The sequence below is a fragment of the Streptomyces sp. NPDC058691 genome (genome assembly GCF_042714775.1).
Classification (GTDB): Bacteria; Actinomycetota; Actinomycetes; order Streptomycetales; family Streptomycetaceae; genus Actinacidiphila.
In genome coordinates this window covers 1-14,394 of sequence record NZ_JBHXSO010000016.1, presented here as the reverse complement: position 1 = coordinate 14,394, position 14,394 = coordinate 1, and the positions used below count along the sequence as shown (strand labels likewise).

Sequence of the window (14,394 nt, the reverse complement as noted above, 5' to 3'; positions counted from 1 at the left end):
TGGCAGGGAGACGGTGCCCCGAAGGCGGTGGTGGGACGTGGAGCGCCAGGTGTCGGTGGAGATGACCGGTGAGGGATATCGCGTCGCGTGCCGGGACACCGGCGTGGTGGGGCGGGGCATGACCGAGTCGGAGGCGTGGACGGACTTCTGGGAGGCCCTGCACGCGGACTGGAAGTCGCCGGAGGGCGCGCGGGCCGCCGCCGAGCGGCGGGACGCGGACCGGGCGCGGCCCCGGATGGACCGGGTGCGCGGGCTGCTGAGTTGACCACGTCCGCCCACCCGGCGACGCGCGCGGCGTCCCGCAGGTCATCGGGCTGCCGCTGACCGTGGTGTACGCGGACGACCTGAGCCGCCACACGGTCCTCGAGGCCATTCGCGACGGCCGCGCCTGCGTGACGGTGGCCTCCACCGCGACCGGCGGCGGCCGCCGGGCCGTCATCGTCGAGACGCTCACGGTGGACGGCGACGCGCCCGTCGACGTGCGCCCGGAGGTCTCCGGCGTGCCGAACGGCACCACGGTCCGGCTGCTCAACGACGAGGGCCGGACACACCGGCAGTCACTGGACGCGTCCGGTACCGGCACCCGAGGGTCCGAGCCTGACCGGACGGGAGGTGACCGGCCTGACGGGCGCCCGCGGGCGCGGGGGCCGGCGCCCCTGCGCCCGCGTGCGCCGGCGGTCAGCAGTAGAGGTTGTCGCCCGTGGGGACCCCGAGGATCTGCGTGAAGCGCTGGTAGTTGGTCACCCGGCTCTGGACCTGCGCGGGGTTGCGGCCGTCGCACTCCAGTGAGCCGTTGATGGAGCGGATCGTCTGGCCGAAGCCCGCCTGGTTCACCATGGCGTTGTGGCCGGTCATGCTGCCGGGGCCGTTCTGGGTGTTCCAGTACCACAGGCCGGTCTTCCAGGCGACGGCCGCGTCCTGCTCGACCAGCCACGGGTTGTGCAGCAGGTCGATGCCGAGGGCGTCGCCCGCGGCCTTGTAGTTGAAGTTCCAGCTGAGCTGGATGGGCCCGCGGCCGTAGTACGCGGACTGGCCGGCCGGGCAGCCGTAGGGCTGCCCGCTGTCGCAGTAGTGCGGGTAGTTGGCGGTGTTCTGCTCGACGATGTAGACGAGGCCGCCGGTCTCGTGGGCGATGTTGGCGAGGAAGGCCGCGGCCTCCTGCTTCTTCACGGTGTCGCTGCCGGTGTTCGCGAAGCCGGGGTAGGCCGACAGCGCCGCGACCAGGCCGCTGTAGGTGTAGAAGGAGTTCCGGCCCGGGAACATCTGGTTGAACTGGGCCTCGCTGACCACGAATCCCGAGGGGTTGCCCGGGTTGCCGGGGTCGGTGCCACCGCCGCCGCAGGTGCCCTGGTCGGCCCAGACGCCCCATTCGCCGGTGGTGCCGGGGGTCTCGCCCTGGGTCCACCACTTGGCCTGCCAGTTGTGGCCGCCGAGGGACGCCGTCATCCCGTTCGTGTAGACCGATGACGCGCTCCACGGGGCCGCGCAGGTGGCGGCGGAGGCGGAGCCTGAGGGGATGGCCACCGCCATGCCGGCGGCGGCCGCGATGGTGGTGAGGAGTGCCAGAGTGCGTCGCATGACTGTAACTGCTCCTTGCGTGGGGGGAGTTGCGTTTCGCACTGAGCAATGAACCGGATTGACCTATACCTGTCAAGGTCTAGACCAACGCCCGTTCCGCTTGAGGCCACGCCCCGGCGGCGTAGCGTGGAAGGGACGTGGGGGGGACGGCGGCAGCGGGGGACCTCAGCGCTACGAGGAGCGTGGGCCATGGGCAACCCCTCGATCGACCGGCTGCGCGAGCGCGTCCGCGGCCCGGTGGTCACCCCCGGCGGCGACGGCTACGACCAGGCGCGCGCCGTCCGCAACGCCATGATCGACAAGCGTCCCTCGGCCGTCGTGCACTGCGCCGACACGGGCGACGTCAGGGCCGTCGTGGACTTCGCCCGGGACAGCGGCGTCGATCTGGCCGTACGCGGCGGCGGGCACAGCGTGCCCGGCTTCGGCACCTGTGACGGCGGTGTCGTCGCCGACCTGTCGGCCATGCGCGCGGTGCGGGTGGACCCGGCGGCGCGGACCGCACAGGCCGAGGGCGGCGCCACCTGGGGCGACTTCGACGCGGCGACCCACGCCTTCGGGCTCGCCACGACCGGCGGCATCATCTCCACCACCGGGGTCGGCGGGCTGACCCTCGGCGGGGGCATCGGGTACCTGTGCCGGGGGCTCGGGCTGAGCTGCGACAACCTCGTCTCCGCGGACGTCGTGACCGCCGACGGCGACCTGGTCGTCGCGAGCGGCAAGGAGCACGACGACCTGTTCTGGGCCCTGCGCGGCGGAGGCGGCAACTTCGGGGTGGTGACCTCGTTCCGGTTCCGGCTGGCACCGCTGACGGACGTCTACGGCGGGCTGATGCTCTACGAGATGGACGACGCGGTCACCGTGCTGCGCGCCTACCGGGAGGCCATCGCCGCCGCCCCCGACCGGCTCGGCGCCTTCCCCGCGTTCCAGATCGCCCCGCCGCTGCCGTTCATCCCCGAGGACCGGCACGGGGACCTGTTCGTCGCCGTCGTGGCGTGCTGGGCGGGACCGCCCGAGGAGGGCGAGCGCGCCCTGCGGCCCTTCCACGAGGCGGCACCCGTGGTCGCCGAGCACGTCGGCCCGATGCCCTATCCGGCGATGAACGGCCTCTTCGACGCGCTCACTCCGCCGGGCCTCCAGCACTACTGGAAGGCCGCGTTCGCCACCGAACTGACCGACAAGGCCATCGCCGCCCACGTCGCCCACGCGCCGGGGCTGCCCGCGGTCAACTCGACCGTCCACATCTACCCGATCGACGGCGCGTGCCACCGCGTGGCTCCGGACGCGACCGCCTTCGCCTACCGCGACGCCTCCTTCGCCGCCGTCATCGCCGGGATGTGGCCCGACGCCACGGCCAACGACGCCAACACCGCCTGGGTGCGCGGCTACTACGACGCGATCGCGCCGCACTCGCAGGAGGGCGGCTACGTCAACTTCATGGCCGGCGACGACCAGAGCCGCATCCGGGCCAACTACCGCGGCAACTACGACCGCCTGGTGGAGGTGAAGAGGGCCTACGACCCCGGCAACCTCTTCCACCTCAACCAGAACATCAAGCCCTAACGCGCGGGCACCGCAAGGAAGATGCTCCCCCGGGCCGCCGCCCGCGCCGTGCGCACCGCGACGGTGAGCCACGCGACGAGCAGCAGGGCGCCGAGCACGACCGCGGCACCCTGGAAGGCCGTCGCGTGCAGGCGCAGCGCCAGCGCGCTGGTGCCGGTGACACAGGTGCCGACCGGGAAGGTGAAGCTCCACCAGGTCAGGGAGAAGGGCAGGCCGTGGCGCGCGGTGCGCACCGTGAGCGCCGCCGCCAGCGCGAGCCACATCATCGCGAAGCCCCAGACGGGCACGCCGTACAGGAGCCCGAACACCTCGGCGCCGGTGGCGTAGGGGCGCGGCAGTACCGAGGGCGCCACCCCGCCGAGCAGATTGGCGGCGGTGACCGACTGGCCCAGCGGCCCCAGCACGATCCAGAGCGTCGGCACCATCGCGGCCGGACCCGTCTTGTGGTGCACGAGCCGGCTCCACACCTGGGTGATGATCACCAGGCTCGCGATCAGGCTCATGCCGAACATCGCGTAGCACGCCAGCAGCAGCGTGAGCCGTCCCTGCCCGGGCGCGAGGTGCGGTATCAGGGCCGCGCCGGTGGCGGCCGACACCATCGGCGGCACGACGGGCATCAGCCAGCCGCCGAAGGCCGCGTCCTCGGTGACACGGTGGTCGGTCATGGCGCGGTACGGGATCCACACCCAGGTCACCAGCCCGAGCAGGGTGCCCGCCGACCAGAGCACCGCGTCCACGACGAGCGCCGGGCGCTCCCCGATCCACGCGGAACCCAGCGTCAGGGTGCCGACACCGACCGTCATCAGGGCCATCGCGGGAGCGCCCCAGAAATGCGCCATGACCGGGTTCCCGGCGTGCGCCCGGCCGCGCTCGGGGTGCCGCGTCCAGTGCACGGACCAGGCGGCGGTGAGCACGACGAGCCAGCCGGCGGCCAGGGCCCATACGACGGTGGCGAACGTCCGCAGCCCGGGAATGTGCACGGGGAGGCCGGCCGCCGCGACGGCGACGATGCCGGTGCCCATGACGGAGGCGTACCAATTGGGGCCGAGGTCGCGGAAGAGCTGGGAGGGGTGGTCCAGCTCCCGCAGCAGACCGGTGCGCGGGTGGGCGCCGGTCCTGGGCGGGGCGGTGAGCGAGGTGTGCATGACCTCAGCCTCCCGTCGCCGGCGAGGACCGCGGTAGGGATCATTCCGCGATGGGGTCATAGACTGGGCCTATGCCCCTACCCGAGCGCGTGAGCGACCTGGCGGCGTACGACCTGCTGCTGTCCGTCGCCCGCCTGGGCAGCGTGGGCGCGGCCGCCCGGGCGCACGGCGTCAGCCAGCCCTCCGCGAGTTCCCGGCTCCGTCATCTGGAGCGCCGGCTCGGGCTGCAACTGCTGGAGCGGTCTCCGCGTGGTTCGCGCCTCACCGAGCAGGGCGCGCTGGTCGCCGACTGGGCACGCACCGCGGTCGACGCGGCGGCCTCGCTGGACGCGGGCGTGACCTCCCTACTGGGCACCACGGAGAGCCGGCTGCAGGTGGCGGCCAGCATGACGGTGGCCGAATACCTCCTCCCCCAGTGGCTGGCGGTGCTGCGGGCCCGCGCGCCGCAGACCTCGGTCGCCCTGACCGCGGGCAACTCCGACGAGGTCGGCGCCGCCGTGCTGGAGGGCAGGGCCCACCTCGGTTTCGTGGAGGCGCCCGACGTCCCGCGCGGACTGACCGCCCGCACCGTGGGACGCGACGAGCTCACGGTGATCGTGGCCCCGGCCCACCCCTGGGCCCGGCGCCGCTCGGGGATCACCGCCGGCGAACTGGCCGCCACGCCGCTGGTCAGCCGTGAGCGCGGCTCCGGCACCCGGCGCTATCTGGAACGGGCCCTCCACGGGGTGGGCGCGGTGCCCCTCGGCGCGCCCCTGCTCGAACTCCCGTCGACGACCGCCATCAAGACCGCCGTCGCCGACGGGGTCGCCCCCGCGGTCCTCAGCTCGCTCGCACTCGCCGCCGAGATCGCCAACGGCACCGTGGTCGCCGTCCCCGTGCGTGACCTCGATCTCACACGCGCCCTGCGCCTGGTCCACCCCCGCACCAGCCCGCCGGCCGGCGCGGCCGGCGAGCTGGCGGCGATCGCCCTGCACGGCGGGCCGCCGGCCGTCGCCTGAGCCCGCGACCGCCAGGGCACACCATCGCGGCCTATGATTGAGGGGCGGCAACGATCCGTGCCCACGGATGGTTTCCCGCTTGATACGGTGACCGACGTGACAGCCGAAGAGAACGCGACCCGGGATCCCGAATCCGATCCGCTGGACCGGCTCTGCTTCCTGTTGGCCCGTCACGGAGCCGTCGTCAGAGGCCGCCTGCACCACGCTTTCGCCGTCTGCGGACTGGCACCCCGTCAAGGCAGCACGCTGATGCTGCTCGGCAGGTCGGGCGACATGAGCCAGCAGGCGCTCGCCGGTGAACTGGGTGTCGACCCCAGCATCATGGTCGGCATCCTCAACGACCTCGAGTCCGGCCATCTCGTCGAGCGCCGCCGCGACCCGGCCGACCGCCGGCGGCACATCGTCGCCATCACCGAGGCGGGCACCGACACGCTGACCCGGGTCGAGAAGGCTCTCCAAGAGGTGGAGCACGAACTCTTCGCCGATCTCGCCCCCGAGGAGATCACCACGCTGCGCGGCCTCCTGGCCCGGGTCAGGACCTCCCCGGCCGACAACCCCTGCGACGAGGGCTGAGCTCCGGGCAGTATGGCGCTCGGCGGGAACGCGGAGTGCGGGTGCGCGAAGGGCGGGTGACCGTCACGTCCGAGCGTCCCCACGCGCGATGACGGGCACCCGCCCTGGCGGACAGGGCGACAGCCGTGTCCTGTCAGCCGCACTTACCGTCCCCACGGGCGCGGCCTCCTGCGCCTCCCTCACAGAGCGCAGGGCCATCACCCCGTCCTCACAAGTCCGGGGCGGAATTGAACGTACACGACGGTTGATCGATCTCAATGATTAAGGCCGTGTGACCATGACCTCAGCCGGATGCTTCCCGGGAACGGAATAAACGGCACCTCGGGGCCAAACGCCCACGGCGGGCGGCGTGGGGCACTTCACACCACACCGTCCGACATGACGATCACCACCCTGACCTGCGACTTCGCCGAATCGCGCCTGGTAGGGCCACCGGACGCCGACCCGAGGGCCTTGCGCTGTCCGCGCCCGCTGTCGCAGAGTCCAGACGTATCCGGCCCCGGTCGCTCAGGCGGCAACGGGGCATCGCATTCGGGCGGGGGGCACGTTCGAAAGGGTCCTTGTCCTCCCATGGCTTCCCCACGCAGCAACCAGGCAAAGCACCGCCGCGGTCGGTCCCTGCGGTGGAAGGTGACGGCGGCGGGCGTCGCAGCGGCGGCCGCGCTCGGCGGCACCGCCTTGGCACTCCAGCAGTCCTTCCAGGAGCCCGCGGAGGCCGCAGGCAACTCCCGGCCCGCCGTCGCTTCGCCGGCGCCCGCTTCCGACACGAGCGCCCCCAGCCCCGACGCCGCTTCCGGCAAGGGCCTCGACTCGGCGGTCCACGGCGAGAAGACCGCGTCCGGGAAGAAGAGCGGCACCGGCAAGAGCCACAAGCCCGCGCACGGGTCGCCGTCCGCGACGCCGTCCCCGAAGGCCTCGGCGTCCACCCCCGTGAAGACCACGCACAAGCCGGCCAAGCCCACCAGGAACGCCGCCGCGCCCCCGCACACCCCGGCCCCGAGCGCGCCGCACACGACCCACCCGACGCACCCCGCCGGCACCCCGGCACCGGTGGTCACCCACCCGTCGCACACGCCCCCGGCGACCCCGCCCACGCCCAGCCAGCCGGCTCCCAGCACCCCGCCGACGAGCCCCGATCCCACGGACGCGCCGACGCCGGCACCCACGTCCACGGACACCGACACGCCGTCCGAGGACACGTCGACCCCCGCCGCGTCGGACCCCGGCCAGTGGTGGCAGGACGGCACAACGGGGTGACACCAGGGGCGCGGGTCATCTCCCGCGCCCCGAGAAGCGCTCGATGGCGCGCTGCACGGCCTGCCCCATCGCGGGGCTGCCGGTGTGCCCCGAGTCGTCGATGACCTGCAGCTCCGCGTCCGGCCACACCTTGGCCAGCTCCCATGCGGTCGTCAGCGGGCTGCCGAGGTCGAGCCTCCCGTGGATCAGCACCGCCGGGATGCCCGCCAGCCGGTGGGCGTCACGCAGCAGCTGCCCGTCCTCCAGCCAGGCGTCGTGCGAGAAGTAGTGCGCGCAGATCCGCGCGAAGGCGATCAGCGCGTCGTCCGCGCGGTCGCTGTAGGCACCGGGCTTCCCGAGGCTCTCGTGGGCGATCACCGCGTCCTCCCAGGTGCACCAGTCCCGCGCCGCCTTGGCGCGGACGGCCTCGTCCGTGCTGTTCAGCAGCCGGCTGTAGGCGGCGACCAGGTCGCCGTCGCGGTCCTCGGGCGGCAGCGCGTCGCGGAAGGCCTCCCAGGGGCCGGGCACCAGGCGGCCGACGCCGCGGTAGAGCCAGTCCGTCTCCTCGGGCCGGGTCGTCGTGACCCCGACGATGACGATCTCGGTGACCCGCTCGGGGTGGCGCTCGGCGTACGCGAGGATCAGGGTCGACCCCCACGAGCCGCCGTAGAGCATCCAGCGCTCGATGCCCAGGTGCTCGCGCAGCCGCTCCATGTCGGCGATCAGGTGTTCGGTGGTGTTCTCGGCGAGGCTCACACCGGGGTCGGAGGCGTGCGGCAAGCTCTCCCCGCAGCCCCTCTGGTCGAACATCACGACCCGGTAGAGCTCGGGGTCGAAGCCCTTGCGGGAACCCCGGGAGCCGCCGGATCCCGGGCCGCCGTGCACGCACACCACGGGCTTGCCCTCCGGGTTGCCGCTGACCTCCCAGTGGATCAGCTGGCCGTCACCGACGTCGAGCAGACCCTGTGCGTACGGTTCGGAACGGCTGTACGGCGATGCCACGGCGGTCTCCCCCTGCGTGGTGCGGAATGGACGCGGTGAGGCTACTGGGCGCGCCCCGGGAGACGCCATGCGCTTCCGCGCGCCCTCCGCGGTGCCGGCCAAGCCGTCCCGAACCACCCCGCCTACCACGAGGTCCGCAACGACGTCCCCGGCGCGGGCACGGACGGCAACGGCTGCTACGTCTTCCCTTCCCCGTAGCCGGCACCCGAGCCGGCGGCGATGGGTGCCTTCGGGCGAATGCCGCCGGTGGCGCGTTGCAGGGGCCGGGGGCGGTGGTACGTGCCAGGCGTACGGGAGGTGGTGGCGGGCCCATGCCCAGGCGAGCGCACACGCAGGGCGGCCCGCACCCGGGCACGCCGCAGGGAGGACGCCGGGACCGCATCCGCACGGGCCGCCGCGCGGCGGCCGGCCGGACTCCCCAGAGCACCGTGCCCCGGGTGCTCCCCGCGCTCAACACGGCGGCCGCCTACAGCTGGCGGCTCATCGTCGTCGGCGTGGTCGTCTGGGGGATCTTCTCCGTCCTGGGACGTTTCCACGAGATCGCGGTGGCCGTCTTCCTCGGGCTGGTCGGCACGGCGATGCTCCGGCCGGTGGCGAACCTGCTGGCGCGGTGGATCCCGCGGCCGCTCGCGGTCGCGGTGTCGCTGCTCGGCAGCATCATCCTGGTGATGGGTGTACTGGCACTGGTCGGCGAGGCGGTCGCCCAGGAACAGGAGGGCCTGCAGAAGGAGTTCGGGGCCGGGCTGTCCAGAATCGAGCGCTGGCTGGAGTCACCGCCGTTCCGGCTCGACCCGAGGGCCCTGACGGATCTGCAGTCCAAGATCGGCGACTGGCTGTCCAGCCACCGCTCGACACTCATCAGCACCGCGCTCAGCGGCGCCGGACGGCTCGTCGAGGTCCTCACCGTCTTCGCGCTCGCCCTGTTCTGCTCGGTCTTCTTCCTGCACTCGGGCGACCGTCAGTGGAAGTGGTTCTGCCGGCAGTTGCCGTTGTCGGTGCGGGACCGGGTGGCGGTCGGCGGCACGGCGGCATGGCGCACCTTCACCGGGTACACGCACGGCATCGTGCTCGTGGCCGCCACCAACGCCATCCTCGTCGGGCTCGCCCTCTACGCGCTCGGCGTGCCGCTCGCGCTTCCGCTGGCGCTGCTGGAGTTCTTCGCCGCCTTCGTGCCGCTGATCGGCTCCCCCATCGCGCTCGCCGTGGCCGCCGTCGTCGCCCTGGCCTCCCAGGGCCCGCTGATCGCGCTCGTCGTCGTCGCCCTCATCGTCGTCATCGGCCAGATCGAGGGCCATGTCCTGCACCCCCTCGTCATGAGCTGGGCCGTCCGGCTCCACCCCGTCGTGGTCGCGCTCAGCGTGATCGGCGGTGCCATCGCCGCGGGCGTCATCGGCGCGGTCGTCGCCGTCCCTCTCGTCTCCGTGCTCTGGTCCGTCCGTCAGGCGCTGCGCGCCGCCAGAGCCCAGCGGGCGTAGCCCGCCCGCGCGTGCCGCCGGGGCCGCGCCGCGGCCGGAAGGTGCCCCGCGGATCCGGAGGGGCGGCGTCCGAACACCTGGACGAGGCGGTGCCGGAGGGGCGGAGAGCGTAGTAAAGGCGACCTCCGCAGGCAAGAGCAATTGCGAATTGCGCAAAATCTTACGTGCACGCGCAAGTACGTGTCGGGTGCACGACACAGCAGCGCAAGCCTGTCGCGTGCATATCAAAAGGCCCGGTCGTAGCCATGGACGCCCGCAATCGGCTCTGCAACTATCGCCACGGTTAACGCAATTTCATGAGCGATCAACGCAACTTCTCGGTCACCGATACACGAGAGGCACAGGGACGACATGCGAAGGAAGCACATGATCCAGCGGCTGGTGGCGGGGGTGATCGCGGCAGGCATGGTCGTGCTCGGCCTGTCCGCGCCGCCCGCCTCGGCCGCCGGGGGGCCGAACCTCGCGGCGGGCAGACCGGCCACCGCGAGCAGTTCGCACGCCGAGTACGGGGTCGCGAACATCACCGACGGCAGCCAGGACACGTACTGGCAGAGCGCGGGCAGCGCCTTACCGCAATGGGTCCAGGTCGACCTGGGCAGCGGTACGAACATCGACGAGGTGGTCGTGAAGCTGCCCGCCCCGTGGGGCGCGCGCGACGAGACGTTCGCTGTTCAGGGCAGCACGGACGGCAACACCTTCTCGACCCTCTCCGGCTCGGCGGCGCACACCTTCGCGCCCGGGTCGGGCAACACCGTGACGATCGGCTTCTCCTCCGTCACGACCCGGTACGTGCGGCTGAACATCACCGCCAACACCGGCTGGTCCGCCGCCCAGGTCTCCGAGCTCGAGGTGCACGGTGCCGCCACCTCGTCGGACAACCTGGCCCTGGGCCGCACGCTGACCGCAAGCGGGAGCAACGCCCCCTACAGCCCGGCCAACGCCAACGACGGCAACCAGGCCTCGTACTGGGAGAGCCCCAACAACGCCTTCCCGCAGTGGCTCCAGGCCGACCTCGGCTCCTCGGTGGGCGTCAGCAAGGTCGTGCTGAAGCTGCCGCCGACCTGGGAGGCGCGGACGCAGACGCTGTCGCTGCGCGGCAGCACGGACGGGTCGAACTTCAGCGACCTGGTGGCGTCCCACGACTACGCGTTCACCCCCGGGAACAACAACACGGTCACGATCAACCTGACCGCGGCGACCGTGCGTTACGTGCGGGTCAACGTCACGGCCAACACCGGCTGGATCGCCGCCCAGGTCTCCGAGCTGGAGATCTACGGCCCCGCCACCGGTGACACCATCGCGCCGTCCGCGCCCACCGGGCTGGCGTACACGCAGCCCGCGTCCGGCCAGATCCGGCTGACCTGGAACGCGTCCACCGACAACGTCGGCGTCACCGGCTACGACGTGTACGCCAACGGCACGCTGCGCACGAGCGTCGCCGGCAACGTGACGACCTTCACCGACAACCAGCCCGACACCGCCACGGTCACGTACTCGGTACGGGCCAAGGACGCGGCGGGCAACCAGTCGGGCAACAGCAACACCGTCACCCGCACCGGCGACACCGGCGGCGACACGCAGGCGCCCTCGCAGCCCGGCAACCTCGCCTACACCCAGCCCGCGTCCGGCCAGATCAAGCTGACCTGGACCGCCTCGTCGGACAACGTGGGCGTCACCGGCTACGAGGTCTACGCCAACGACCAGCTGCGCACCACGGTCTCCGGCAGCACGCTGACGTACACCGACACCCAGCCGGACTCGGCGACCGTCGCCTACTACATCAAGGCCAAGGACGCCGCGGGCAACCGCAGCGTCGCGAGCGCCACCGTCATCCGCAACGGCTCCACCACCGGCCCCGGTTCGAACATGGCCGTCGGCAAGCCGATCACGGCCTCCTCCACCACCCAGAGCTTCGTCGCGACCAACGCCAACGACAACAGCGTGACCACGTACTGGGAGGGCGCGGGCGGCAGTTACCCCAACACCCTGACCGTCTCCCTCGGCGCCAACGCCGACGTGACCTCGCTGGTCCTCAAGCTCAACCCCGACGGCGCCTGGGGCACCCGCACCCAGAACATCCAGGTGCTCGGCCGGGAGCAGGGCGCGAGCGGCTTCACCAGCCTCAAGGCCGCGGCGGACTACACGTTCAACCCGGCCTCCGGCAACACGGTGACGATCCCGGTCAGCGCGCGCGTCGCCGACGTTCGGCTGACGTTCACCGCCAACAGCGGTGCGGGCGGCGGGCAGGTCGCCGAGTTCCAGGTGATCGGCACCCCGGCGCCGAACCCGGACCTGACGGTCTCCGCCATGTCCGTGTCCCCGAGCGCGCCGGTCGAGACCGACGCGGTCACGCTCTCCGCCACCGTCCGCAACATCGGCGAGCTGGCCTCGGGCGCCACGAACGTCAACTTCTACCTGGGCACCACCAAGGTCGGCACCGCCGCGGTCGGCGCGCTGGCCGCCGGCGCCTCGACCACGGTGACGGCGAACATCGGCACCCGTGACGCGGGCAGCTACCCGCTGAGCGCGAAGGTCGACGAGTCGAACACCGTCATCGAGCAGAACGACACCAACAACGCCTACAGCAACCCGAGTCCGCTGGTCGTCAAGCCGGTCGACAGCTCGGACCTGGTCGCCGCGCCGTCCAGCTGGACGCCGGGCAACCCGGGCAAGGGCAACACCGTCACCTTCTCGGTCGCGATCAAGAACCAGGGCACCGTGGCCTCCGCGGGCGGCGCCCACGGGATCACGGTCACGGTCACCGACACCGCCTCCGGCAGTGTCGTGAAGACGCTCACCGGTTCCTACAGCGGCGCCATAGCCGCGGGCAGCACCGGCAGCCCCGTCAACCTGGGCACCTGGACGGCGGTCAACGGCAAGTACACCGTCAAGACGGTGATCGCCGCCGACGCCAACGAGCTGGCGGTCAAGCAGCAGAACAACACCAGCACCCAGTCCCTGTTCGTCGGGCGCGGCGCCAACATGCCGTACGACATGTACGAGGCCGAGGACGGCGTCCTGGGCGGCGGCGCGCAGGTCGTCGGCCCGAACCGCACCGTCGGCGACCTCGCGGGCGAGGCGTCCGGCCGCAAGGCCGTCACGCTGAACAGCACCGGCAGCTCGGTGGAGTTCACCACCAAGGCGAGCACCAACACCCTGGTCGTGCGCTACTCCATCCCGGACTCGGCGGGCGGCGGGGGCATCGACTCCACGCTCAACGTCTACGTCAACGGCACCTTCCTCAAGGCCATCGACCTGACCTCCAAGTACGCGTGGCTGTACGGCAACGAGACCGCCCCGGGCAACAGCCCCGGCGACGGCGGCCAGCGCCACATCTACGACGAGGCCAGCATGCTGCTCGGCACCAACGTGCCGGCCGGGGCCAAGATCAAGCTCCAGAAGGACGGCGCCAACAACACCAACTACGCGATCGACTTCATCAACACCGAGCAGGCCACGCCGATCGCCAACCCCGACCCCGCGGCGTACACCGCGCCCACCGGCTTCAGCCAGCAGGACGTCCAGAACGCCCTGGACAAGGCGCGCATGGACACCACCGGCACGATCAAGGGTGTCTACCTGCCGGCCGGCGACTACGACACCTCCAGCAAGTTCCAGGTCTACGGCAAGGCCGTCAAGATCATCGGTGCCGGCCCCTGGTACACCCGCTTCCGCACCCCGTCGAGCCAGTCCAACACCGACGCGGGCTTCCGCGCCGACTCCACGGCCAACGGCTCGTCCTTCTCGGGCTTCGCGTTCTTCGGCAACTACACCTCCCGCATCGACGGTCCCGGCAAGGTCTTCGACTTCGCCAACGTCGCCAACATCACCATCGACAACGTCTGGAATGAGCACACGGTCTGCCTCTACTGGGGCGCCAACACCGACAACGTCACCATCACCAACTCCCGCATCCGCGACACCTTCGCCGACGGCATCAACATGACCAACGGCAGCACGGACAACCACCTCGACAACATCGAGGCCCGTGCCACGGGTGACGACAGCTTCGCGCTCTTCTCCGCGATCGACGCGGGCGGTGCGGACGAGAAGAACAACCTCTACGAGAACCTGACGTCCCTGCTGACCTGGCGTGCCGCGGGCATCGCGGTCTACGGCGGCTACGCCAACACGTTCCGCAACATCCTCATCGCGGACACGCTGGTCTACTCGGGCGTCACGATCAGCTCCCTGGACTTCGGCTACCCGATGAACGGCTTCGGGACCGACCCGACCAACATCCAGAACGTCTCCATCGTCCGCGCCGGCGGACACTTCTGGGGCGGTCAGACCTTCCCGGGCATCTGGCTCTTCTCCGCCTCGAAGGTCTTCCAGGGCATCCGCGTCAGCGACGTGGACATCGTGGACCCGACGTACAGCGGCATCATGTTCCAGACCAACTACGTCGGCGGGCAGCCGCAGAACCCGATCAAGGACACGATCCTCACCAACGTGACCATCACCGGCGCCCACCGCAGCGGTGACGCCTTCGACGCCAAGTCCGGCTTCGGCCTGTGGGCCAACGAGATGCCGGAGGCCGGCCAGGGTCCGGCGGTCGGCTCGGTCACCTTCAACAACCTGCAGCTCAACGACAACTTCCTGGACATCAAGAACACCACGTCCACGTTCACCATCAACCGCAACCCGTAGCCGGTAGCCGGTAGCCCCGGCCGGGCAGCCCCGGCCGGGAGCAGGGCGCACGAAAAGGCGGCGGGGCCGGCGTGGGTGTGGCGGGGCGGCCCGGGGTGAACGGGGCCGACCCGGCCGGGGGGCAGCGGGGTCGGCGGGCGCCCCCCACCGTTGTGTGCCCGGCCCGGGCGGGGTGGT

The 14,394-nt window shown here is 71.7% G+C and carries 10 protein-coding genes; 7 read left to right on the top strand and 3 right to left on the bottom strand.

Annotation, left to right across the window (positions count from 1 at the left end):
- The first annotated feature begins 13 nt into the window (after nt 1–13).
- Complete coding sequence (locus ACFWVC_RS13535; protein ID WP_384283755.1) at nt 14–265, top strand: hypothetical protein; 252 nt, start codon at nt 14–16, stop codon at nt 263–265.
- Nucleotides 266–678: 413 nt separating this feature from the next.
- On the opposite strand, the gene ACFWVC_RS13530 is transcribed toward ACFWVC_RS13535, so the two are convergent.
- Complete coding sequence (locus ACFWVC_RS13530; protein WP_384284077.1) at nt 679–1,530, bottom strand: glycoside hydrolase family 19 protein; 852 nt, start codon at nt 1,528–1,530, stop codon at nt 679–681.
- Nucleotides 1,531–1,767: 237 nt separating this feature from the next.
- Between ACFWVC_RS13530 and ACFWVC_RS13525 the strand changes: the two genes are divergently transcribed.
- On the top strand, nt 1,768–3,138 hold the full coding sequence (locus ACFWVC_RS13525) for an FAD-binding oxidoreductase (RefSeq protein ID WP_384283753.1): 1,371 nt from the start codon (nt 1,768–1,770) through the stop codon (nt 3,136–3,138).
- Here the strand turns inward: ACFWVC_RS13525 and ACFWVC_RS13520 are convergent.
- Nucleotides 3,135–4,283 carry a TDT family transporter gene (locus ACFWVC_RS13520; protein ID WP_384283751.1) on the bottom strand — a complete coding sequence of 383 codons (1,149 nt, stop codon included), beginning with the start codon at nt 4,281–4,283 and terminating at the stop codon, nt 3,135–3,137. The genes ACFWVC_RS13525 and ACFWVC_RS13520 overlap by 4 nt on opposite strands.
- A gap of 71 nt (nt 4,284–4,354) precedes the next feature.
- Here ACFWVC_RS13520 and ACFWVC_RS13515 point away from each other — a divergent pair, with 71 nt between their 5' ends.
- The 3 genes from ACFWVC_RS13515 (at nt 4,355) to ACFWVC_RS13505 (ending at nt 7,111) form a co-directional block, all read left to right on the top strand.
- The gene (locus ACFWVC_RS13515; protein ID WP_384283750.1) at nt 4,355–5,281 is read left to right on the top strand and encodes a LysR family transcriptional regulator; all 927 of its coding nucleotides are present in this window, start codon (nt 4,355–4,357) and stop codon (nt 5,279–5,281) included.
- Between the two features lie 96 nt (nt 5,282–5,377).
- Nucleotides 5,378–5,854, top strand: coding sequence for a MarR family winged helix-turn-helix transcriptional regulator (locus ACFWVC_RS13510; protein WP_384283748.1), 477 nt, complete (start codon nt 5,378–5,380; stop codon nt 5,852–5,854).
- Between the two features lie 570 nt (nt 5,855–6,424).
- The gene (locus tag ACFWVC_RS13505) at nt 6,425–7,111 is read left to right on the top strand and encodes a hypothetical protein (protein ID WP_384283746.1); all 687 of its coding nucleotides are present in this window, start codon (nt 6,425–6,427) and stop codon (nt 7,109–7,111) included.
- Nucleotides 7,112–7,126: 15 nt separating this feature from the next.
- On the opposite strand, the gene pip is transcribed toward ACFWVC_RS13505, so the two are convergent.
- Entirely contained in the window at nt 7,127–8,092 is a 966-nt protein-coding gene (gene pip, locus ACFWVC_RS13500; RefSeq protein ID WP_384283744.1) for a prolyl aminopeptidase, read from the bottom strand.
- A 311-nt stretch (nt 8,093–8,403) separates the two neighbouring features.
- On the opposite strand from pip, the gene ACFWVC_RS13495 reads away from it, so the two are divergent.
- Nucleotides 8,404–9,567, top strand: coding sequence for an AI-2E family transporter (locus ACFWVC_RS13495; RefSeq protein ID WP_384283742.1), 1,164 nt, complete (start codon nt 8,404–8,406; stop codon nt 9,565–9,567).
- Between the two features lie 405 nt (nt 9,568–9,972).
- Nucleotides 9,973–14,217, top strand: coding sequence for a discoidin domain-containing protein (locus tag ACFWVC_RS13490; protein ID WP_384284076.1), 4,245 nt, complete (start codon nt 9,973–9,975; stop codon nt 14,215–14,217).
- The last annotated feature ends 177 nt before the right edge of the window (nt 14,218–14,394 follow it).